This window comes from Azospirillum sp. TSH58, assembly GCF_003119115.1.
In the GTDB taxonomy this organism is placed as follows: domain Bacteria; phylum Pseudomonadota; class Alphaproteobacteria; order Azospirillales; family Azospirillaceae; genus Azospirillum.
Map to the genome: position 1 here is coordinate 385,001 of NZ_CP022367.1, position 21,230 is coordinate 406,230.

At 72.4% G+C, this 21,230-nt stretch carries 19 protein-coding genes (1 of these 19 cut by a window edge); all 19 read right to left on the reverse strand.

Translation table 11 applies throughout. The features are described from left to right. Positions 1-745 carry the 5' portion of a molybdenum ABC transporter ATP-binding protein gene (gene modC / locus TSH58p_RS23395; RefSeq protein ID WP_109071715.1) on the reverse strand. It extends 347 nt beyond the left edge of the window, so 745 of the gene's 1,092 nt are visible here — the first part of the coding sequence; its start codon is at positions 743-745; the stop codon falls past the left edge of the window. Next, positions 742-1,410, reverse strand: a complete 669-nt coding sequence (gene modB / locus TSH58p_RS23400; RefSeq protein WP_014198586.1) for a molybdate ABC transporter permease subunit — start codon at positions 1,408-1,410, stop codon at positions 742-744. The genes modC and modB overlap by 4 nt, the downstream gene beginning before the upstream one ends. Before the next feature lie 34 nt (positions 1,411-1,444). Next, a complete protein-coding gene (modA, locus tag TSH58p_RS23405) occupies positions 1,445-2,191 on the reverse strand; it encodes a molybdate ABC transporter substrate-binding protein (RefSeq protein ID WP_109071716.1) in 747 nt (248 codons plus the stop codon). A 25-nt stretch (positions 2,192-2,216) separates the two neighbouring features. Beyond that, a complete protein-coding gene (locus TSH58p_RS23410) occupies positions 2,217-3,008 on the reverse strand; it encodes a TOBE domain-containing protein (RefSeq protein WP_109071717.1) in 792 nt (263 codons plus the stop codon). 422 nt (positions 3,009-3,430) lie between these two features. Then, positions 3,431-4,162 (reverse strand): SIMPL domain-containing protein, encoded by a 732-nt coding sequence (locus TSH58p_RS23415; RefSeq protein ID WP_109071718.1) that lies wholly within the window; start codon positions 4,160-4,162, stop codon positions 3,431-3,433. Between the two features lie 82 nt (positions 4,163-4,244). Next, entirely contained in the window at positions 4,245-5,186 is a 942-nt protein-coding gene (locus TSH58p_RS23420; RefSeq protein ID WP_109071719.1) for a hypothetical protein, read from the reverse strand. A gap of 26 nt (positions 5,187-5,212) precedes the next feature. Then, positions 5,213-5,800 carry a TIGR00645 family protein gene (locus tag TSH58p_RS23425; protein ID WP_109071720.1) on the reverse strand — a complete coding sequence of 196 codons (588 nt, stop codon included), beginning with the start codon at positions 5,798-5,800 and terminating at the stop codon, positions 5,213-5,215. Then, positions 5,797-6,354 (reverse strand): type VI secretion system tube protein Hcp, encoded by a 558-nt coding sequence (locus TSH58p_RS23430; RefSeq protein ID WP_109071721.1) that lies wholly within the window; start codon positions 6,352-6,354, stop codon positions 5,797-5,799. The genes TSH58p_RS23425 and TSH58p_RS23430 overlap by 4 nt, the downstream gene beginning before the upstream one ends. 3 nt (positions 6,355-6,357) lie before the next feature. After that, on the reverse strand, positions 6,358-7,455 hold the full coding sequence (gene tssA, locus TSH58p_RS23435; protein WP_247874222.1) for a type VI secretion system protein TssA: 1,098 nt from the start codon (positions 7,453-7,455) through the stop codon (positions 6,358-6,360). Between the two features lie 8 nt (positions 7,456-7,463). Further along, positions 7,464-11,612: a type VI secretion system protein gene (locus TSH58p_RS23440; protein ID WP_109071723.1), complete on the reverse strand. Its 4,149-nt coding sequence runs from the start codon at positions 11,610-11,612 to the stop codon at positions 7,464-7,466. A 15-nt stretch (positions 11,613-11,627) separates the two neighbouring features. Beyond that, positions 11,628-12,515: a DotU family type IV/VI secretion system protein gene (locus TSH58p_RS23445; RefSeq protein WP_109071724.1), complete on the reverse strand. Its 888-nt coding sequence runs from the start codon at positions 12,513-12,515 to the stop codon at positions 11,628-11,630. An 8-nt stretch (positions 12,516-12,523) separates the two neighbouring features. Next, a complete protein-coding gene (gene tssK / locus TSH58p_RS23450) occupies positions 12,524-13,867 on the reverse strand; it encodes a type VI secretion system baseplate subunit TssK (RefSeq protein WP_109071725.1) in 1,344 nt (447 codons plus the stop codon). A gap of 27 nt (positions 13,868-13,894) precedes the next feature. Beyond that, positions 13,895-14,356, reverse strand: a complete 462-nt coding sequence (locus TSH58p_RS23455) for a hypothetical protein (protein WP_109071726.1) — start codon at positions 14,354-14,356, stop codon at positions 13,895-13,897. Between the two features lie 5 nt (positions 14,357-14,361). Continuing rightward, positions 14,362-15,132 (reverse strand): SPOR domain-containing protein, encoded by a 771-nt coding sequence (locus TSH58p_RS23460; protein WP_109071727.1) that lies wholly within the window; start codon positions 15,130-15,132, stop codon positions 14,362-14,364. A 217-nt stretch (positions 15,133-15,349) separates the two neighbouring features. After that, positions 15,350-15,877, reverse strand: a complete 528-nt coding sequence (locus tag TSH58p_RS23465; protein ID WP_109071728.1) for an SPOR domain-containing protein — start codon at positions 15,875-15,877, stop codon at positions 15,350-15,352. A 10-nt stretch (positions 15,878-15,887) separates the two neighbouring features. Beyond that, positions 15,888-16,487 carry a lytic transglycosylase domain-containing protein gene (locus TSH58p_RS23470; RefSeq protein ID WP_109071729.1) on the reverse strand — a complete coding sequence of 200 codons (600 nt, stop codon included), beginning with the start codon at positions 16,485-16,487 and terminating at the stop codon, positions 15,888-15,890. Next, positions 16,484-18,508 (reverse strand): SpoIIE family protein phosphatase, encoded by a 2,025-nt coding sequence (locus TSH58p_RS23475; protein ID WP_109071730.1) that lies wholly within the window; start codon positions 18,506-18,508, stop codon positions 16,484-16,486. The genes TSH58p_RS23470 and TSH58p_RS23475 overlap by 4 nt, the downstream gene beginning before the upstream one ends. Continuing rightward, positions 18,505-20,448 (reverse strand): hypothetical protein, encoded by a 1,944-nt coding sequence (locus tag TSH58p_RS34250; RefSeq protein WP_247874223.1) that lies wholly within the window; start codon positions 20,446-20,448, stop codon positions 18,505-18,507. Before TSH58p_RS34250 ends, TSH58p_RS23475 begins: the two co-directional genes overlap by 4 nt. Further along, entirely contained in the window at positions 20,445-21,197 is a 753-nt protein-coding gene (locus tag TSH58p_RS23485) for a hypothetical protein (RefSeq protein ID WP_247874224.1), read from the reverse strand. The genes TSH58p_RS34250 and TSH58p_RS23485 overlap by 4 nt, the downstream gene beginning before the upstream one ends. Positions 21,198-21,230 lie beyond the last annotated feature (33 nt).

Below are 21,230 nucleotides of genomic sequence, written 5' to 3' on the forward strand. Positions count from 1 at the left end.
AGGCGTCCTCCCGCCCCGCCACCACCGCGGGCAGGGTCACCCCGGCTTCCGGCATGCGGGCGATGGGCAGGGTGGGATCGGCCTGAAGCTCCTGCATCGGGCCGGCGGCGACGACGCGCCCCTGGCGCAGCAGCACCAGATGGTCGGCCAGCCGCTCGACCTCCGCGATGTCGTGGCTGACATAGAGGACCGGGACGGACAGCACGCCATGCAGCCGCTCCAGATAGGGAAGGATCTCCTCTTTGCTGAAGCGGTCCAGCGCCGCCAGGGGCTCGTCCATCAACAGCAGGCTCGGCTGCGAGAGCAGCGCGCGGCCCACCCCGACGCGCTGGCGCTCGCCGCCGGAGAGATGCTCCGGCGAGCGGTCGAGCAGGTGCCCCAGCCCCAGCAGATCCACCACATCGCCCAGGCGGATGTGCTCCGGCACGCCGCGCCCCACCGTCCGGCGATGGCCGAACAGCAGGTTGGTGCGCACCGACAGATGCGGAAACAGGCTGGCCTCCTGGAAGACGTAGCCGATGGGCCGCTTGTGCGTCGGCCGGAAGGTCCGGCCCTCCTGCCAGACATCGCCGTCCAGGGCGAAACGCCCGTTCAGCCGCTGCAGCCCGGCCGCGCAGCGCAGCACCGAGGTCTTGCCGCAGCCGGACGGGCCGAACAGGGCGGTGATGCCGCGGCCCGGCGCCTCGAACGCCACGTCCAGCGCGAACTGGCCGAGCGTTCCGTGGAAATGCACCGACAGGCTCATCGCCCGCCCCGCCCGATGCGCTTCTCCAGCATCATCATCGTCAGGATCACCGTGAAGGAGAAGACCAGCATGCCGCCGGCCAGCAGATGGGCCTCGTCCCATTGCAGCGTCTCGACATAGTCGTAGATGGCCACCGAGAGGACCTTGGTCTGGCCGGGGATGTTGCCGCCGATCATCAGGACGACGCCGAACTCGCCCATGGTGTGGGCGAAGCCCAGCACGGCGCCGGTCAGGAAGCCGCGGCGGGCCAGCGGCACCGCCACGGTGAAGAAGGTGTCGAGCGGCGAGGCGCGCAGCGTCGCCGCGGCCTCCAGCGGGCGGTCGCCGAAGGCCTCGAAGGCGTTGCGGATCGGCTGCACCACGAAGGGCATGGAATACAGCACCGACCCGATGACCAGCCCCTCGAAGGTGAAGGCCATGGAGCGGGCGCCCCACAGGGAGGCCAGCCACCCGCCGGGGCCGTTCGGCCCCAGCAGCATCAGCAGGTAGAAGCCCAGAACCGTCGGCGGCAGGACCAGAGGCAGCGCCACCACCGTGGCCACCGCCTCCTTCCACCAAGCCCCGGACCGCGCCAGCCACCAGGCCAGGGGGGTGCCGACGATCAGCAGGATGACCGTCGTCAGCGCCGCCAGTTCCAGCGTCAGGATGATCGGTTGCCAGCTCATCGGCGGGCTGTCCTTACCAGGGAGGCCGGCATGGTCAGTTCGGCGCCCTCGTGCCGTAGCCGTACTTGGAGATCACCGCGGCGGCCTCCGGCCCCTTCAGGAAGGCGAGGAAGGCCGTGGCGGCCTCGTTGCCGGCGCCCTTCTTGAGCAGGACGGCGTCCTGGAAGATCGGGTCGTGCAGCGCCTCCGGAACCGGCCAGCGGGTGCCGTCCGGCTTGGCGATCACCTGGGACAGGGCCACGAAGGCCAGCTCGGCGGCGCCGGTCTCGGCGAACTGGAAGGCCTGGGCGATGCTGTTGCCCTGGACGATCTTCGGCTGGATCGCCTCGTAGACGCCCATCTTCTTCATCGTCTGCACGGCGGCGAGGCCATAGGGCGCGGTCGCCGGGTTGGCGATCGACAGCTTCTCGAAGGCGCCCTTGCGCAGCGTATCCTCGCCCAGCGGGGCGTCGCTGGCCTTGGTCCACAGCACCAGACGGCCGACGGCGTAGGTGAAGCGGGAGTCCGGAACGGCCAAGCCCTCCTCCACCGCCTTCTTCGGCGTCTCGTCATCGGCGGCGAGGAAGACGACGAAGGGGGCGTCCTGCTTGATCTGGGCATAGAACTGGCCGGTCGCGCCGAAGCTCAGGACGGCCTTATGGCCGGTCTTCTGCTCGAAGGCTGTGGCGATCTCCTTCGCCGGGGCGGTGAAGTTCGCGGCGACCGCGACGTTGAATTCGTCGGCCCGGGCCGTCGCCGAGACGGACAGCAGCGCGACGGCGGCAAGCAGGAAACGCTTCATTCGAAAAACTCCTTCCGATCTATCGTCAATCCACCGCAAGAATGATGTGCGATGCGTCGATCAGCGCGCAGGCCGGGTCGCCGGGCTTCAGGCCGATGTCGTCGGCGCTGCGCAGCGTGATGATGGCGGTCAGCGTCTTGCCGCCGCCGATGTCCAGGGTGATCTCGCTGTTGACCGCCCCGTCCTCGCGGCGGCCCACAACGCCTTCCACGCGGTTGCGCATCGAGGTGCGCTTCGCCTCGTCCGCCGGGGCGAGGATCACGAAGGGTGCCTTGATCAGCGCCGTCGCCGCGCGCCCCGGGAACAGGCCCAGGTCGCGCACGCTGTCACGGGTGATGATCGCGACGATCGAGGTCTGGTCCGAGACGGCCAGGGTGACCTCGGCGTTCACCGCCCCGTCGGTGATGGCGGTGACGGTTCCGCGAAGGGCATTGCGGGCACTGGTGCGCATGAAGAATCCCCACATCAGGCTGGCCGCCGAGAGGCCGGTGCCGTTCAGTTCCGGTTCCAGCACCTGGAAGGCGCGGACCATCTCGCTCTGCAGGCGGTGGAAGGTGGCGACGAGCCGCACGCCGTCCGGCGTCAAGGCGGTTCCACCGCCGCGCTTTCCGCCGGCCTGCGCCTCGACCAGCGGACGGCCGAACAGGTTGTTCATGGCGTCGATGGCGTCCCAGGCCGCCTTGTAGGTGACTCCGACCGACCGCGCCGCACCGGAAATGCTGCCCTCGCGCCCCACCGCCTCCAGCAGGCGGATGCGCTCGGCGCCGATCGGCGACGCGTGCGGCCCGGCGAACGACACCTGCGGTTGGACGGACATCAGCGGTCACCCCGAATTCGCTATATATGCTGGCTATATAACCATGCTCCGCACAGGTGAACTAGCGCTTTCTGCCAATACCATCAAATTTTGAGGGATAAGGGTGGCAACAGCCGTGATGCCGGTCTGAAAATCGGGGCGTCGTCCGAGGCGCGCCGTGCATCCGATGCACGTCATCCGCTCATTGTGCCGATTTTCTGGGCGCTCTTCGGCGTTCGATGATGCTGTGTTGTTTGTCTGATGTCGAAGAAGGCGGATTATCGAAACAAGATTATCAGCTTTGACTTCATCACGCCTTGAGGCACCGCAACACGCCACGCCGCCCGCACCACCCCTTTGGCAAAGGATGGCCGGATGCGGCGGGTCCAATATATAGATGCTCTACACAACGATGGATGCGGACGGGGCGCTGTTCCGCCCCATCAGTCGACCAGTTCCCAGTCGAGCGTGGACACGACGCGGACGATCTTGTCGATCTGCCGGCTTTCCATGATGCCGGGGGCCTCGTCGCGGGCGAGGATCTGGAACAGGCCCTGGTTGGCGCGGCGGATGCCGCCCAGCGTCGCACCGCTGTCGGTGGCGAACTGGGTCGCCGCCTCGCGCGCCTTGGCGGTCGCCTCCGCGATCATCTCGGTCTTCACGTCGTTCAGCCGGGTGAACAGGTAATTGGGGCCGGAGCCCATGCCCGGCTCCCCACCCAGGGTCACGCCCTGGTCCAGCAGTTCCGCCAGATTCTGGCTGGCACGGTCGACCCGCTCCACGTCGGGGCTGCGGATCATCAGGGTGCGGGTGAGGATGTAGCGCTGGTCCGCCGGCCCCTGGCGGTAGGCCTGGGCGAGCAGGTCCACGAGATCGAGCGAGCGCGAGACGACGGCGTCGGCGCCCAGCCCGTAGCGTTCCAGAAAGGCCAGCACGGCCTTCTCGTCCGCCGCCGTCTTCGCCTGGACGGCCGACAGGTCGTCGCCGGTGGCGACGAAGCGCAGAGGCCAGAGGGCGAGGTTCGCCTTGACCTCGCGCTCGGCGGAGCCCTTCACGGTGACGAAACGGTCGGCCAGCCGGACCTGCGCCACCTCCCGCCCCGCCGTCCAGCCCGCCACCGCGATCCCGATGGCGAGAAACGCCGCCGCCGCCAGCGCCGTCCGGTTTCCGATCATGCCAGTCTCCCTCGTCACGTCCTGCGGAGCATGACGGAGGATTGTGGCGAAGCTCAGGCCGGAGCGGCGCCCCGCAGCGGCGTCACACCGTGGTCAGCCAGACGCACAGCAGCGCATAGGCGACGGGGAAGACCACCAGCGACCAGCGGTCCAGGAGCAGGGACTTCGCCGCGTTCCGCTCGTAGATCATCAGCGACACCGCGCTCTGCATCAGGCTGAGGAAGATCATGCCCATGGAGGCGAGGTTGACCCGGTCCGACAGGGTGAAGCCGCTGCTGCGCGGCAGGTCGCTGGCGATGACGAAGTAGCAGGCGACCACGGCGAACAGCGCGCCGATGCCCAGGCCGAAGCGGGGGTCGAGGTCCACCGGCTTCACCAGGAAGGCCAGGAAGGCCACCACCGAGGAGATGAAGATGGTCGAGAAGGTCTTGATGTAATAGACCGAATCCGGCCGCTCCAGGGTGATCGCGTGGGTGTAGCGGGAATAGACGGACTCGTGGTTCTTCGGCAGGGTGATGTCGCCGTAGTTGGTGCGGTAACGGTGCGCCGAGATGGTGGCCCCGTTGTTGATCAGCGTGTAGCCCGAGACGTCCACGTCCGGATCGACGGTGCTGTTGTCGGTGTCCGGCACGTAGACGACGTACTCCGCCGTCTGGTCGCTGTCCTCGATCACGAGACGGATGGTCTGGGTGTCCAGGGGGAACCGGCTGACGTCCCAGGGCTGGTTCAGAACGGCCTGGACGCGTGCCTGCCCGTAGTTGGAGTCCTTCAGCTTGCGGACCGGGGTGGGCGTGCGGGATTCGATCCGCCCGTTCATCAGCTCGAACGTCTCCAGCGGGTTCAGGGAGTCGTCGTCCCAGCGGAACCAGACGTAGAAGTCCACATTGACCTGGTTGTCGCGGAGATTCACCCCGGTGATCTGGTTGACGTAGGTGCCGACCACCACCTTGGCCGGCTCCGCCTTTGACGCTCCGGGCAGGCCGGTCAGAAGCATGGCGAGAAACGCCAGCGCATACCGAATCATGATGCCCTCTCCTTTCCTGCCGGATGTCAGTGCGCGTGGCTCTTCTTGACCAGCACGTCCATCGTCGCCAGCAGCACACCGGAGACGATGAAGGTGATGTGGATGGCGACCAGCCACATCAGGTCGCGGTCGGACACCTCCGACACGTTCATGAAGGTCTTCAGGATCTGGATGGAGGAGATCGCCACGATGCTGGCGATCAGCTTCACCTTCAGCGCGCTGAAATCCAGCTTGCCCATCCATTCCGGACGGTCGGCGTGGCCGGCGACGTCGATCTTCGAGACGAAGTTCTCATAGCCGCTGAAGATCACCATCAGCACGAGGTTGCCGACCATCGTCAGGTCGACCAGCCCGAGCACGATCAGGATGATGTCGTTCTCCGTGCCATGGACCAGAAGCGGCAGCGCGTGCACCAGCTCCAGCGCGAAGCGCCAGCCGATCATCAGCAGGGCGCCCACCAGACCGACATAGAGCGGCGCCAGGAGCCAGCGGCTCTGGAACATCACCTGCTCCAGGAAATGCTCCGCCCGGCGCGCCGGGCCACGGCGTTCCGCGCCTTTGCGGGACAGGACGGTGGTGTCGCCGGTCAGGGCCGACGGGTTGGACTGGGTCATGACTTGCTCGCCAATGTGATGTCGCCACGGATTTGGCCGATTTTCCGGCCGTCGATCTGGTGCTGGTAGGTCATCTGCAGCTGGTCGAAGGCCAGCGCGATGGTCTCGGTGCCGTTGCTGCTGTCGTCGTTGTCGATGGACAGCTCGTATTCGGTGATCTGCGTGTTCTTCAGGGTGATGGTCAGGTACGGCTCGGCGAAGATGTCGCTTTGGCCGAAATGCTCGCCGCCCTGCAGCTGCGCGAAGGTGCGGAAGAAGTGGATCGTCGCCGTGACGTCCTTCTTCTGCGGATCGAAGGCCGCCTGCATCAGCTTGGGCGAGGCGAGGTCGAAGTGACGCTCCAGCTTCAGGCTGTCGACGCCGAGCTTGTCCTGCTTCTGCGCCTTCCGGCTGCCGAAGTAGGAGTTCTCCTCGATCGGGTCGTCGTAGTTGAAGCCGCCGACCTCGCGCTTGCCCGACGACAGGTCGAAGCTGACGCACTCGGCCAGATTCTTGTAGTTGCGGATCAGCGACTCGCCCTTGATGCCGGGGTAGTCGAGCAGGATGCGGGGCATGGCTCAGCGCTCCTCAAGACGCAACAAGCCGAAGATCCGTCCGACCTCGCCGCGGTCGCCCAGCAGCTCGGCGTAAAGCTCCGGCAGGGACAGGTTCCCCCAGGCCGCGGCGCGGCGGACAAGGTAGGAGGTCGGGCTGTGCGGCTCCTCCCGCGCCAGGAAATCGGCGATCTGGTGGAGCATCGCGTAGGCTTCCTGCCGGGTCCGCGGCCCGCCGGTACGGGCGAAGGCGGCGGCGGGCACGATCTCGGCGGACGCGTCGATGGTGGCCTCCTCCCCGCCCTCGGCCTCCTCCGTCGCGGCGGCGCCGTCCGGATCGATGCCGCGCTTGGCGAGCGCTTCGCGGTGGAACTGGATCAGGCTCTCCAGAGTCTTCAGAAGCTGGCTGAAGCCGGGGGCGGAGCGGCCGGCCACGGCGTCCAGCTCCGCCGCCAGGGTGCGCACCGCCGTCACCGTGTCGCGCAGATGGCCATGCTGGATCTGGTAGAAGTCCGGCGGGGTGCGGTCCTGGGCGGCGAGGATCTGCTCGACCGTGACCTCCCCGTCGTCCACCGCCGCGTGGAAGGCGCGCGGGTCGCGGGTGGCGAGCTTGCGCAGGCGCTGGGCGTTCTGCCAGTCCTGGAAGCGGTGCGTCTCGTCGGTGTTCGGCCCCGGATGGGTGACGGCGGTCGCCATCAGATCGCGCGACAGCTGGCTGTCCAGCCAGACCAGCGGCGCCAGCCGCGGCTCCGGGTCGCCGTCGTCCAGGCGCGGGTAGAGGCCGTCCCAGAAATCCTCCACCAGTCCGTGGACCAGCAGAAGCCCCGGCGCCAGCCCCGCCGGACCGTGCAGGCGGCCCAGCGCCTGGACCAGCCACGCCGCGACCTGGAGGTCCTTGGTGCGGGTCTTCAGCAGGTCCGACGCCTGCAGGACGACGCCCTTCCAATCGGCCTTCTTGACGGTGGTCTGCCAGATGCCCTGGTCCAGATCGTCGTCCATCCGGCGCGCCTCGGTCAGCGCGTCGAACTCCGGGCCATGGCGCAAGTCGTCGCCCGCCGGATCGTCGCCGGGGATGGGCTGGAGCAGGGCGCCGATGTCGATCAGCGGGTGGGATGCGGTCATGGGGCTGCTCACGGGAAGCGTTGGGCCGCGGGGCGGAGCATCGGGGGCTGGGACGGGGCGGTGCCCAGATCGAAGAAGGCGCGGTCCGCCGGAGCCACCGCGCCCGACGGCGCCGGCCAGCCGGCCAGCCCCGGCATCCGCCGCATGGAGCCGACCGGGGCCAGCGGCGGCGCCTGGGCGGGCAGCGCCGGCACGGCCACCTTCTCCTCGCGCGGCGGCTTGCCGTCGGCCAGGACGGTGCGCTTGACCGCGAGCGTCATGAAGACCCGCACGTTGGGCTTCACCGCGGGTTGCGGCGCCGCCTGAACGGCCGGAGCGATCGGCATCGGGGCGGCGGCCGCCGCCTCCTTGACCGGCCCGCTGGCCGTGGCCTCGAACAGCAGCAGCGGTTCGGTGTCCGGGCCGGGGCGGCGGTCGCGCTGCGGCGCGGCCTGCCGGCTGGCCAGGGCGAACAGCGCCCAGGGGCCGTCATAGTCGAAGCGCAGCGAGGGTCCGTCCACCGTCACCCCCGCGCCGACGCCGGACACCGGAAGCACCGTGCCGTCCTTCGCCCAGCGCAGCGTCACGCTCAGCTTGTCGCCCGGATACCAGCGCAGCGGCGTGCGCGGCAGCATGCTGGACAGCGCGCCGTTCGGCGTGGCGAGCTTCCATTCGATGATGTCGCTGCCCCCGGCCTCGCGGCCGCGGTTGACGCGGAAGGCCGGGTCGAGCGCCAGACCGCCGCTCTGGTCCGGGGTCACCGCGGCGATCAGCAGCGGACGCGCCCGCTCCATCGTCTCCACGAAGCGCAGCGCCTCGCGCCCGGCGGTGCCGAAGCGCTCGCCGCGGCGCAAGCCCTCCAGAACGAAGGCCGAGCGCGCGTCGAACCGCTCGTAGAAGGCGCGCACCGCCGCCGGGTCGGCGTCCTCGCCCGACACCGACGCGGCGGCGAAGGGGAAGCGGCCGGCCAGCATCTCGTTGAAGGACGCGGCCATGTCGACATAGGCGTCGTAGACGCGGGCGTCGGCGGCCAGGACGCAGCGCGTGGCGATCCACTGCTTCAGCTCGGCCAGACGGCTGCGGAAGAAGTCGTCCGGCACCCCGTCGATGGCGCCCAGATTCTGGCACCCGGCGGCGTCCACGGCGGCGCTTTCCACCGTCACGAACTTTTCGAGCTGCGCCAGCGAGCTGTTCGGGCGCCCGCCGTCATACTTGTCCAGCTCGGTGATGATGCGCGCCCACTTGGAGGCGGCGCCCGATCCGGTCCCGGCGCCCATCACCGGGCGCTCCAGGATCTCGACCACCGGGGCGGCGATGTCGCGGGCGAGCACCGTCACCTCCTGCCGGGCGTTGCCGAGATAGAGCGCCAGCCCGGCCGGCGTGGTCTGCCCGAACAGCAGGTGCGGCACCAGCGGGCCGTCCACCCAGACGTCCAGCGCGTGGGCGTCGGGCCGGTAGAGCTGGTCGCCCTCCAGCAGCCGGTCGGCCTGGGCCAGCACGGCGTTGGCCTGCCGGGCCACCGTGTCGCGGATGGTGTCGGCGGAGGTGGTCAGCCCGATCTGGCGGAAGGACTGCATCGTCTCGGCCAGCACCGGGAAGGCGGTGCGCAGCGCGTGGGCCGAGGCGCGGAGCTGCGCCAGCCCGCCGGCCCGGTCCACGCCGCCGCCCGCCGGCCCGCTATAACCAGGACTGCCGGCCAGGGCGCGGGCGAGGATGCGCTCCACCCCCTGGCGGAGCTGGTGCTGCGCCGCCGCCCGCATGGAGGTGCGCAGCATGGCCGGCGCCTGCGGCAGGTCCTTGGCGTCGAACAGGAGATAGTCCTCGACCAGCGGCGGGATGCTGTCCAGCGCGGCGCGGTCCCAGCCGGCGCCCACGGCGGGCATCGCCAGCGCGCCGCTGTCGTCCGTCTTCATGAAGCGGCGGGCCATCCACACCGACAGGGTGCGGCGAAGCTGCTCCGCCGCCGGAGCGAGACGGGCGCCGCCGTTGGGCGCCTGCTCCAGCAGGCGGCCGATCACCGAATCCAGGCTGCGCGCGCCGACCCCCGCCTCGTCGTAGCGGCGCTGCGCCAGATCCAGGATGTCGGCGCGCAGGTTGGGGCCGAGCAGGTCGGACTTCTCAAGCCGGCTCAGCAGCGCCTCGAACTCCGGCGGCAGGACGGGGCCGTTGGCGCCGATCCAGGCGCCGCGCTCCGCCCCCAGGCCGCGGGCGGCGTCCTCCAGGCTCGACAGCACCTCGGCGTAGGCCGCCGCAGCGTCGGCGCCGGAGCGCGCCCCGCCGGCCAGCAGCTCCAGCTCGTTGGCGGCGACCGACAGCCGGGCGGCGGCGAGGCCGCCCATGGCGAGGTCGCGCAGATAGGCGTCGGCGTACTGGCGGAAGCGGCGGCTGACCTCCGCCCGGTGCGCGGTCAGGTCGATGGGGCGCTGCGCCCCCGGTCCCGGCGCCGGGATGGCGGTGCCGCCCGGCGGCTGGTCGATCTCCCAACCGTGCAGCCGCGCGGAAAAGCCGCGCGCCACACCGGAGCCCAGCGCGAAGTCCAGCACCTCGTCCAGCGGCAGGGTCGGGTCGCGGGCGTCCACGTTGTTGTAGGCACGGGCCAGCCCCTCGGCGATGCCGATCTCGCCCGCGAAGGCGCGCAGCCGTTCGAAGGCGCCCGCCCCCGCCGGCCCCACCCCGCCCTCGCGGGTCAGGCGGCGCAGCCGGTCCTCGGCGACGTCGCGCACCGTCGACAGGGCCAAGCGGCGGTAGCCGACGGCCAGCGCCCCCGACACCGCATCCGGGACGCCGCTGATCCACGACGCCGGCAGCGGGTTGAAGGTCCAATCGGTGGGCAGCATCGTCACGCCCTGCACGAAGCGGGCGGCGGGGTCGCCGTAGGCGGCGGTCATCGGTGCCCCGGCCTCGACCGCCGGGCGCTGGTCGGCGAGCTGCTGAAGCCCTCCCGGAATGTCGGCCAGGACCGGAACCAGCCGGTCCGACAGGGTGGAGGCGCGCTGCACCCCCATCCACAGCAGCAGGATCGCGGCCAGGGCGGCGGCCCCCGTCCCCACCGGCCAGGAGTAGCGGCGCCACGCGCGGGACGCGGCCAGCGCGCGGGTCGGCTTGGGCAGCCCGGCCTCGGGGAATATCTTGCGGTTCAGCAGGTCGCGCCCGAACAGGGCCGGCGCATCCGCGTCGGGGCGGCCGGTGAAGTAGAGGCCGCGGACGTAGAGCGTCTCCTGATAGGCGGTGCGCTTGAAGGCGGTGCCGAGCAGGGCGCGCAGCGCCGCCTCCGTCCCGGTCAGCCGCTCCGTCAGCGCGAACAGCGGGGCGCCGTCCGGCGTGGCCGTCGCGCCGAACACCTCCAGCTCCACCGCCAGCAGGCCGTCCGCCAGCGACTGCAGCGCCTCGCTCACGAAGTCGGGGGAGAAGGCGGTCTCCAGGGCGTAGGGGCTCGACCAGCCGAGCATGCCGCCGGTCAGCGACGCCGGCAGCGCCTCGGCCAGAGCCGCGAAGCCGGGCGCCTCCTCGCAGCCCATGACCACCACATACACCGGCAGGGCGAAGCCCAGCGTGCGCTGAATCTCCCACAGCCGGGCGTACAGCTCCGTCCCGCGCGCGGTGGCGCGGCGCACGTCGTCCAGCTCGGCCAGCGGGATCGTCAGGATCAGCCCGTCGGCGGGCAGCATCGGGCGGCGGCGGCCCAGCAGGTCCAGCACGCCCGCCCAGGCGGCGCGGGGGTCGTCCACGTCGATGACCACCGCCCGGTCGTAGAAGCGCCAGGAGAAGCCGGCGTGGCGCTCGGCGGTCACGGGGGGGCGCACCTCCTCCGCGCAGGACAGCAGGCCGGCGTCGTCCGACGCGGCGACGTCCGTGCGCAGGTACCAGGGCACCAGATAGACGTTGCGCGACAGCGTCTCGCGGTAGGCGGCCAAGCCGTCGCGGAACAGCCGGCGGATGTCGCGGATGGTGACGTCGGGCGCGTTGGCGGACAGCGCCGGAACCGCCCCGCCCTCCTCCGCCACATCGGGCGGCGGCAGGGCGGCCGGCTCCGCCGGGGCGGGCGGCGCCGCGCTGCGGGCGCGCAGCAGGATCGCCGCCATCACCGCGATGATCACCAGCACGAGGACGAGAAGCCCCGCGAAGACCCAGAACTGGTTGCCGGCGATGCCGGACAGGACCGCTGCCAGGAGTTCCATGACCGTCCTCTCCCGTCAGCGGGTCACGCGGACCGATGCCTGAAGCACCGCGTCCGCCGCGTTGGAAAGCTGCGCGGTGGACATCCACCAGAGCGCCTGACCCAGCACCAGCCACAGCCCGGCGATGGCCCCCAGCACCAGCGGCCAGCGCGGCCCGCGCGCCAGCGTGCGCGCCTTGCCGTCGGTCAGCGTGCAGGCGTAGGCGGCGGGGATCAGCGTCCGCCCCGTGGGCAGCACCCCGGCGCCCAGCTCGGACTCGCGGCCGGCGATGAACTCGAACAGGCGGGCGCTGTAGTCGCGCAGGGTGGACTCGCCGCCCGGCACCCGGCAGCGTCCCTTGAAGCCCATGCCGAGCACGCAGAGATAGACCGCCGCCAGCTGGACCAGCCGCCGGTCGTTGCTGGCGAGCAGCGCCTCCATCCGGTCGAACACCCGCTCGCCGGCCAGCCGGGTGCGGAACACCGCCTGCTCCAGCAGCACGCTGCGCCACAGCTCCCGCCCGTTCCACTCCACGTCGTGGATGAACAGGTCGTCGGCCAGCGCCGCCATGGCGTATTGCGCCTCGCGGTGCTGGCTGATCATCAGGTCGGTGCCGGTGCGCCCGACCTGGACCGCCTGCGCCTCCAGAAAGTCCTGAAGACGGCGGATGATGATCTCGGCGTCGGGCTCCAGCGCCAGGGCCGGCACCGCCGCGGCGGCCCCGCGCGGCGCCGGGATCGCCAGGGCGTCCTCGGTCAGGAAGGCGGGCAGGCTGTCCGCCGTCTCGCCCGCGGCGCCCTCCGGCTTCGCGGCGGCGGCTGTGGGGCGCCCGGCGCCCCCGACGGTGGCGCGGTGCTTCCGAAGTTCCCGCGCGAAGGCGAGGAAGTGATCGACCAGATCCCGGCGGTGCAGCATGGCGGTCATTCCCAGCCTCAGGCGCTGACGAAGAGGGTGATCTCGACCGGGCGGAATCGGCTGCCCAGCGAGTCCGGATTCCAGATCTCCAGCCGCTCGCCGGGGACGATATAGCGGGGATCGACCTTGATCTCGAAGGGCACCACGCCGCGCGGGGCGGCCACCCCGCCCTCGCCGCTGTCGTCCAGCGCGACGCGCTCGGCCCCCTTGACGCGCAGGCCGGACAGCGTCTCCAGCCGCGAGCGCGAGGCGACGATGCAGTTCTCCATCCAGGCGGCGACCTCGCTGACCGGGGCGGCGGCCGGACCACGCACGCCGACGACCAGCCGGCCCTTCAGCCAGGTCTCGTCCATCAACAGGCCGAACATGCCGTCCTCGAAGGTGAAGGGGATGCGGGCGACGCCCTCCTTCACGCGGTCGATCATGCGCAGGATGAAGTCGCGCACCTCCCCGAAGCTCGACATCGGGTCGTCGTGGTCGTAACGCGACAGCTTTGCCGGAACGGCGCCGCTGGCGAAGGCCGACAGGTGACCGGCCAGCGTGCAGAGCGACATGTAGACGTCGAAGGGGTGGCAGACGCCGACGCCGAGCTGCGCCTCCAGCGGCGGCAGGCCGGTGACGAGGCTGCGGATCTCCGCCCGCGCTGCCTCGGCCAGCTCGGTCGCCGGGTTGCCGTTGCCGACGCCGGAACGCTCGGCCAGGAACAGCGCCTTCTCGCGCACGCGCCGCACCACCTCCGCCCCCAGCCGGCCGAGCGGCGCGTTGGCGGCGACGGTCAGCGCCGGCGGCACGAAGTCGGTCAGCACGAAGGCGTCGTTGCGGAAGGTCGCCTGCGCGATCGGCATCGAGACGAACTTCTGCGGCGGCTTCTGCGTCGGACCGGTGGTGGCGAACAGCGCCGGACGCGGGCGCAGCCGGGCGATGGACAGCTCCTCCCCGCCGTGCTGGTCGGCGACCGGCGCACCCTCGACCGAGACGTAGCGCGGCGTCTCCCCCGGCCCCGGCGCGCGGTCGCCGCGGGCGGCGGGTACGATCAGGTGGATGGTGATCTGCGTCTGCCCCACCGGGTCCGCGTAGGCGGAGATGTCCACCTCCAGCGGCTCGTCGATCCCGGCGCGGTAGTCCACGACGAGGCCGTCGGGCAGGATCGCCTCCAGCTCCCGCACCTGGACCAGCCCGGAGACGAGCTGCACCCGGTCGACCTGGAGATGGACGACGCCCCAATGGAAGGGCCGCGCCTGCCGGACATGGTAGGTCAGCTGCCGCTCGTGCCGCAGCGCCTGCTGCTGGAAATGCTGCGGGGCCAGCAGCATCCCGTCGTGCCAGTCGATGGCGTCGGGAATGTCGCGCGCCTCGGTCATGCGGCCCTCACGGATTGGGAAAGAACATCACGGAACCAGTTCGACATCCTTGTCCCCGGCGGTGAGGGTCAGCGTTCGTGTGTCGGGCACGCGCAGGCGGTGCGGCCCCGGCGTGGCGTAGTTGGCGAAGACCAGGATCGCCCAGGCCGGCTCGCCCGGCGGCAGGTCCGCCTTCAGCGTCTGGCCGGGGACCAGCTCCCAGCTCGTCACGCCGAGCGTGGTCGGGTGGTCGCGCAGGGACTGCTCGCGCTGGCCGAACCACTCCGCGGCGGTCAGCGCCCCCAGCTTGTCCACCAGCGCCTTGTCGCGGACGGCGACGAGGTCGATGGCGACCGGCGTGGTGTCGTTGGCGGCGGGCGCGACCGTGAAGGACACGCTGTCCAGCGCGGCGCGCGGCTTGTCCGCGCACCCCGCGACCATCAGCGCCAGCACCAGCGCGCCGGCAAATCCCAATTGCGGCCCAAATCCTTTTCCGTTCACCGGAGTCATGGCGTTCAGCGCTCTCCCGCTTCGGCAAGGGTGACGACGGTCCCGGTCACGCCGTTCGCCCGCGTCAGCGCGTCCAGCGCGCGGGCGGCCTCGTCGGCAGCGGCGTAGCGTCCGGTGCGCACGGCGTAGGGGGCGTTGCCGCCCGGCAGCGGCGCGAAATCGACGGTGCCGCGCACCCCGCGCTGGGCGGCGGCGGCGGCGAAGGACTCCGCGTTGGCCGGGGTGGCGAAGCGACCGAGTTCGATGGCGTAGTGGCGGACCGGCGCCGGGCCGTCCTCCTTCAGGGCGTCCAGCCGGTCGTTCAGCGTGTCCTCGACGACGCCCTCCACGCTGTTGCCGGCGAATTCGGTGACCCGGTAGCCAGTCTTCTCGATAACGTGGGCGGCGGTGCCGGCCATCCAGCCGGGCAGGAAGCGGCGGGCCGCGTCGGCGGCGCCGCGGGTCACCGGCTCGGTGGCCGAGATCGCCCGTCCGCGCGCCTCGTCACTGAAGATGTCCGCCGTCTCGATCACGCCCTGGCGGGCCTCGAAGCTGTCGGCGACGTTGCGTTTCGCCATCGCGGCCAAACCGCCGCCCGCGGCCGGCGCCCCGTTGGATGACGCCGCGTTGGATGACGCCGTGGCGGGAGCCGAAGCCGAGGCCACCGGCGCGTCGTCGTCGCCGGTCAGGATCAGCGCCGCCATCACCGCGCCCAGCAGCAGAGCCACGACGGTCAGCACGGCGACACCGGCGGCCAGAGCCGCCACCTGCCATCGTCCGAGCGTGATCGTGGTCATCGCGGGAAATCCTGGGGAAGACACCATCGGGCGGACCGCCCGCCGTGCAGGGCGGCGGCCCAGCCTGATAGAAGCATCCCGGCGGCCCAAATCCGCGCGCTGTCTGGTTCGTTCTGGCGTAGTCCCGCGGGGGTTTCGCGGCGACGGGCCGGAAGCCCACCCCACCATGCGGAGAAGCCCGCAAATCCAGCGGGTTACCCCCTTGGTCCGAACTGGATCATTCGCCGCCGCCGGCCTTCGCCGGTTGGGCGGCGGGAAGCGGCTCCTCGACCACCACCCCGCCGATCCCGGCGGTCCGCTCGAAGGACGGGCGGCGCGCCTCGGCCTGCCAGCGGTCGGCGAAGGCGCCGGCGCGCACACGGTGCCACTGCCCCCCGGCGGCGTCCATCGTCTCGACGATCTCCACCGGCAGGCCCCGCCCGGCCAGCGCCGCCGCGAAGTCCTGGGCGTTGCCGGCGGAGCGGAACACGCCGAGTTCGATGGAGAAGCGCGCCGTCGCCGCCTTCACGGCAGCGACTGGACGGACCGGCACCGCGGCCGGCGTGGCGGCCGGCGCGGCCTTGTCCGGCTCCGCCTTCGCCGTCTCCTGCGGCGCGGCGGGTGATGCGGCGGGCGCGGCACTCGCCCCGGCGGGTGCGGGGTCCTCCGCCGCACCCGGCAAGCCGCCGCCGGCCAGGAAATAGCCGCCGGCGAAGGCCACCAGGAGGAGAAGCAGCGCCAGCACGCCGAGCAGGAGTTTCTTCATGGCACCGCGCTCACGAGTCCGGGCCGCCGCACAGCCGGCGCATCTCCGCCGTCTCGCGCTGGTAGCCGAGCCGCACCCGCCGGTCGAGCACGAGGCAGAGATAGGTGTCCTGCGCCGTCGGGTCGCTGGCGTGGTAGCGGCGCACCGCCTCCGTCCAGGAGCCGTGGCGGTCGTACAGCTCCCGCAGGAAGCGGGCGGCGTAGGCGACGTTGACCGCGGGGTCCAGCATGTCCTCGCCCCCCGCGAAGGAGCCGGCGTGCCAGCGCGTGTGGATCTGCATGCAGCCGACCGCCACGTCGCCGCGCAGGCCGCCCTCGCCGTCCTGCATCAGCCGCAGCGCCTCGCGCCGCGTCGCCGGGTAGTGCGGGCGCCCGGAGACGTTCAGCGCCCAGGGCCAGGGCATGCCCGCCCGCCCGGACTCCACGACGCTCATGGCGTGCAGGATGCCCGGCGGAATGCCGTAGAGCGCCTCCCCGTTGCGGAGGTAGCGGCTGCACTGGAACAGCGCGGGGCCGCCGTCCGATACCGGGGCCACCTCCGCCGCCGCCGGCCCGGCGAGCAGCGTGCCCACCAGGGCGAGCGCGCCGGCCAGGATGCCGCGCGTCCTCATGCCCGCACCCGCAGGGCGACGCACAGCCGGTCCACCGCCATCGCGGCACCGCCGCCATGCTCGGCCAGCCCGGCCGACACCGCCGCTGTGACGCTGGAGGCGGACAGGTCGTCGAGGTTGCCGAGGATGCCGGTCAGCCGCGCCCGCCCGAAGGCGATGCCGAAGCGGTTCTCGCCGTCCAGCAGCCCGCCGTTGCACAGCACCAGCGTGGACGGCACCGGCAGGTCGAGTGCGGTTTCCACCGCCGTCATCGCGGGATCGAGGCCGAGCGGCGGGTTGGCCGCCACCGGCAGGTCCACCACGTCGCCGAAGCGCCGCAGCAGGAAGGGCTCCGGCACGCCGGCGGCGGCGAAGACCAGCCGGCGCGAGCGCGGCGACACGATGCCCATGGCGAGCCCGATCGACAGGCCCGCCGCGTTGTCCGCCGCGAGCAGACGGTTGGCGCCGGTCAGGCAGGCCGCCGGCCCGAGCCCGGCCGCCGCCAGCGTCCGCAGGGCGGCGCGCGCCGTCACCGTCATGAAGCCCGCGGCCAGCCCGCCGCCGGACACCTGCCCGATCAGGACCGCCAGAGACCCGTCCGCCGTCAGGAAGAAATCGTAGAAGCTGCCGTCGAACTCCGCCGCCGGGCGCATCAGGCCGGACGCCTCCAGATCGGGGGCCGTGGTGAGGTCGGGCGGCAGGATCGCCGCCTGCATGCGCCGGGCGATCTCGAACTGCTTCTGCAGCTCGACAAGCTCCGTGCGGGTGTCCAGGGCGGACTGAAGCTGCCGGACCATCCCGTCGAGCGCCGTGTGCTGGTCGCGCACGCGCTCGGCCATCACCTCGAAGGCGACGGCGAGCGCGCCGGGGTCGTCGGTGCGGGCGCAGGGCGTCCGGCCCTCCGACGCGGCCTCGATGCGGGCGAGGTCGGCGAGGAGTTCCCGCCGGCCCTGCTCCGGCAGCGTTTCGGACAGGCGGAGCATCTGGCGGCGGATGAAGGACTGCTGGCGCAGCCAGTGGCGGGCACGCCGCTCCTCGGCGTCGCGCAGCGCGCGGCTGCGGCTGCGGAAGACCTCGACGGTGCGGGCGAGCTGCCCGGCCTCGTCGGCGCGCTCCGCCCCCAGCACGGCGACGCCGGTGTCCCCCGCGGCCAGCGCCGACAGGGCGGACATGGAGGCGTAGACCGGCGTGAAGACACGGCGGAAATACCAGTCCAGCCCCAGGGTCCCCGCCACCAGCACCATCAGCACGACGAGAATGGCGGAGCTGTCGAGCAGGCTGTCGGCCATGGCGGCCAGCGTGGTCTCCCGCGCCGTGACGAGGTACAGCGTGCCGTCCCCCTCCGTGCCGGCCACCTTGGGCAGGCGCAGCTTGCGCACGCCGTAGCCGCGGGCGCCGATGGTCGCCTGCACCTCCTCGCCGCGCTCCGCGGCGGGACGCACGTCGGCCCAGGTCAGCGGTCCGGCGTGGCCGTACAACGCGCCGTCGCCGCCGACCAGGAAGGCGGAGCCGCCGAGGACGCCGGCCAGCGCCTCCAGGCTGCCGGTCAGCGGACGGGTGGCGACCAGCGCCCGGTCGGCGGGCCGCTGCGCGCCGAGGGGGCGGGCGAGCAGAAGCTGCGCGGCACCGCCGGTGAGGACCAGACCGTCCTGCGTGTCGTTGCGGGCCAGCACCTGCCCGATGCGCCGCTCGTCGAGGACGCGGATCGGCTGGTCGGCCGGGACGGCGAGCAGGGTCTGCCCCGCCCCATTGACCACCGTCACCGCCGTGAAGCCCAGAGCGCCGATACGCTCCGCCACCGCCGCGGCGTTGCCGCGCTCCAGGGCGTCGGTGAGGCGGGGATCGCCCACCGCCACCCGCGCGGCCGCGGCGGACTGGTCGAGCAGCCCTTCCCACAGCCGCAGGGTCATCCGCCCCTCGTCCTCGGCGTGGCGGGTGGCCCAGCTCTCGATGCGCAGCAGGGCGAACACCGCGGCGGTGACGAGCACGGCGAGGACCACCGCCGCCGCGGCGACCGTCATGCGCTGGCGAAGACCGGTCATCGCGCGGCCTCCCCTTCGAGCGGAACGCGCCGGCGCGGCGTGGCGCGGCGCCACAGGGCCAGCGCCAGCGGCGGCAGGGCGGCGATCCCGGCGAGCAGGGCGAGGGAGGGCAGCGTTCCGGCGGCGACCACCGCGTTGCTCCCGCCGGCCAGCCACAGCAGGCCGAACGTCCCGGCCAGGGTCAGCGCGGCGCGGACCGCGGTCATGCCCCCCCAATCCCCGGACGCCGCGAAGCCGGCATGCCCGGCGCCGAGCGCCGCGGCAACGCCCAGCGCGACGGCCGTTCCCGGCTCCACCGGGCCGAGCGCCAGGAGCAGCCCGACCGCCGCCGTTGCGCCCAGGCTCAGCAGCGCCGCCGCGCTCCGCGGCACCAGCACCGCGACGAGCGCGGCGGCCAGCCAGGCCGGCGTGGCGTGCAGCCAGAGGAGTTCCGCAACCCGGCGGGCGTCCATCGCCCCGTCGCCGTCGGCCCGGCTCAACACCGCCACGGCCAACGCGGTGACCAGCCACAGCCCCCACCCCTTGGGGCGCACCGCGCCGTCCGCCCACCAGCGGTCCATCGCCAGCACGGCGCGGAGGGTCACGCGCGGCAGCGTCAGACCGCCCCGCCGCTCCAGCCGGACGGCGGCCAGCAGACCGGCCAGCCCGGACAGCACCGCTCCGGCCATGAGAACGCCGGGCACGGCGCCGCCGAGGCACAGGACCGACAGCCCCGTCCCGACGACCAGACCGCCCGCGGCGGACACCGCCGGCCCGGCGCGCAGGTTTTCCGCGGCCGGCCGCGCCGCCTGGAAGGGAAGCGCCGCGCAAAGCCCGCCCAGCACCGCACCGGCCAGCCAGACCGCCACCCCGTCGCCCAGCGCGGTCAGCAGCGCCCAGGCGCCCAGCGCCGGCGCCGACGCGAATGGCGCGCGGCGGCCGAGCGCCAGCGCGAGTGGCACCGCCGCGGCCATGCCCAGCACCACCCCGCCGAGCGCCACGCCCGGCGGCAGGTGCCGCGCCGCCACCGCGGCGGCCACGGCCGCCCCCACACCGGCGCAGAAGGCGGTGGCGTAGGGCAGCGACCCGGCGTCCGGCAGGGCCAGCGCGGTCAGGCGGTCGGGCGAGAAGCGGCCCAGCCGCTCGATCCGCTCGATCAGCGGCGCCACCTCCGCCGCGGCGTCCTTGTTGAAGCTGAGGTCGCGCACCTCGGCCAGATAGCTGCGCAGCCGGGCGAAGCGGTCGTTCACGCCGGTCACCACCCGGTTCATCTCGGCCAGCAGGTTGCCGATCAGGCTCTGCTCCACCGGCGGCGCGATGCGGTCGTAGGCGGAGCGCGCGAGGTTGGACTCCAGCGACGCCGCCAGCCGCAGCGGCGCCATCACCTGGGCGTTCAGCATCGTGCGCAGCGCCAGCCCGCCGAGCGCCAGCGCGATGCTCAGCGCCACCGCGAAGTCGATCAGGATGCGCTGCGCGTTGGCCGGCTGCGCCACGGCGTTGCGGCCCAGCAGGACCTCACCCGCCGTGGCGGCGCCCTGCCGGATGGGAAAGCGCTGCAGGACCAGCCCCAGCGCGGACCAATCGGTCTCCGCCGGCACCAGCCGGACCGACAGGTCGGGGCGCGCGGCGTCGGACTTCTGGAACAGCGGGCGTCCGGCGCCGTCCACCACCAGGATCAGCTTGATCTCCGGGAAGACCCCGCCGGCCTCGCCCAGATAATCCTCCATCCCGGCCATGCGGTCGAGCGGCAGGCCGAGCGCCAGCGCCTTCTCCAGGTCATGGGCGATGCCCGTCCCGACGATCTCGGCGCGGGAGGCGGTTCCCCGGTCGGCCAGTCCCGCCGCGGCGATCAGCGCCGCCGCCAGCGTGGCGAGCCAGGGCACGACCACCACCACCGCCATCAGCGGGATGAAGCGCCGCAGCACGCCGCGCTGGGGGAAGAGGGTCACCGGGCGGCTCATCGCAACACCTCCCCGTCGATGCGGGCGGCCTCGGTCTCCGCCGCGCGCAGCCCGGCCAGGACGGCGGACAGCGCCGGATCGCCCACCGCCACGGCGGCGGGCGCGTCGGCCTGAAGCTGCCGCGCCTCGGCGGCGTAGAAGGCCGTCCGCTCCAGAACGGACCGGCAGACGCCGGACAGCAGCAGCCGCGTGCCCAGAACGGCGAGAAGCCCGATGGCGGCCAGGAAGACGGCGGTGACCGTCGCCGTCTCGCGCAGCGCGGCCAGAACCTCCACCCGCGCGTCCTGCTGCGGGGCGAGGCCCAGCACGGCGCCGGCGGGCTTGCCCAGCGCGTCGGCCACCGGCACGCCGACCAGCACGCCGTCGCGGTCCGCGAGGTCCCAGGGCTCCGCCGGCAGCCCGGCGGCGCCGCCCATCCAGGAGGCCGGCACCGGCGTTCCCGCCGCCTGGGCGGTGGCGAACAGAACGGTGCCGCGCGGGTCCACAACATAGAGCCGCACGCCACCGCCGCCGGTGGACGCCACTTCGATCAGCCTTTGCAGGTCGTTCTGGTCGGCGAGCGGAAAGCCGATCGCCGCGCGCTCCGCCGCGCTGGCGGCCACGCGGCTGGCCAGCGCCGACGCGCGCGCGGCGATTTCCGCCGTGTGCGCCTCCGCCACCGCGTTGTGAAAGGCGAACAGGGTGAACGCCTGCCCGCCCACGGCGCACAGCCACAACACAAGCGCCAGACGCCCGAAACCGTAGAGCATGGCCAGCCTCCCAAGGGTCCGGCTATAGCGGCT

Coding starts and splice junctions, on each gene's coding strand:
- TSH58p_RS23465 (WP_109071728.1), bottom strand. CDS start 15,877: ATGAAGAAACTCCTGCTCGGCGTGCTGGCGCTGCTTCTCCTCCTGGTG.
- TSH58p_RS23415 (WP_109071718.1), bottom strand. CDS start 4,162: ATGATCGGAAACCGGACGGCGCTGGCGGCGGCGGCGTTTCTCGCCATC.
- TSH58p_RS23455 (WP_109071726.1), bottom strand. CDS start 14,356: ATGACTCCGGTGAACGGAAAAGGATTTGGGCCGCAATTGGGATTTGCC.
- TSH58p_RS23425 (WP_109071720.1), bottom strand. CDS start 5,800: ATGACCCAGTCCAACCCGTCGGCCCTGACCGGCGACACCACCGTCCTG.
- TSH58p_RS34250 (WP_247874223.1), bottom strand. CDS start 20,448: ATGAGCCGCCCGGTGACCCTCTTCCCCCAGCGCGGCGTGCTGCGGCGC.
- tssK (WP_109071725.1), bottom strand. CDS start 13,867: ATGACCGAGGCGCGCGACATTCCCGACGCCATCGACTGGCACGACGGG.
- TSH58p_RS23445 (WP_109071724.1), bottom strand. CDS start 12,515: ATGACCGCCATGCTGCACCGCCGGGATCTGGTCGATCACTTCCTCGCC.
- modB (WP_014198586.1), bottom strand. CDS start 1,410: ATGAGCTGGCAACCGATCATCCTGACGCTGGAACTGGCGGCGCTGACG.
- TSH58p_RS23470 (WP_109071729.1), bottom strand. CDS start 16,487: ATGAGGACGCGCGGCATCCTGGCCGGCGCGCTCGCCCTGGTGGGCACG.
- modA (WP_109071716.1), bottom strand. CDS start 2,191: ATGAAGCGTTTCCTGCTTGCCGCCGTCGCGCTGCTGTCCGTCTCGGCG.
- TSH58p_RS23430 (WP_109071721.1), bottom strand. CDS start 6,354: ATGCCCCGCATCCTGCTCGACTACCCCGGCATCAAGGGCGAGTCGCTG.
- TSH58p_RS23440 (WP_109071723.1), bottom strand. CDS start 11,612: ATGGAACTCCTGGCAGCGGTCCTGTCCGGCATCGCCGGCAACCAGTTC.
- TSH58p_RS23460 (WP_109071727.1), bottom strand. CDS start 15,132: ATGACCACGATCACGCTCGGACGATGGCAGGTGGCGGCTCTGGCCGCC.
- TSH58p_RS23475 (WP_109071730.1), bottom strand. CDS start 18,508: ATGACCGGTCTTCGCCAGCGCATGACGGTCGCCGCGGCGGCGGTGGTC.
- TSH58p_RS23485 (WP_247874224.1), bottom strand. CDS start 21,197: ATGCTCTACGGTTTCGGGCGTCTGGCGCTTGTGTTGTGGCTGTGCGCC.
- TSH58p_RS23420 (WP_109071719.1), bottom strand. CDS start 5,186: ATGATTCGGTATGCGCTGGCGTTTCTCGCCATGCTTCTGACCGGCCTG.
- tssA (WP_247874222.1), bottom strand. CDS start 7,455: ATGACCGCATCCCACCCGCTGATCGACATCGGCGCCCTGCTCCAGCCC.
- TSH58p_RS23410 (WP_109071717.1), bottom strand. CDS start 3,008: ATGTCCGTCCAACCGCAGGTGTCGTTCGCCGGGCCGCACGCGTCGCCG.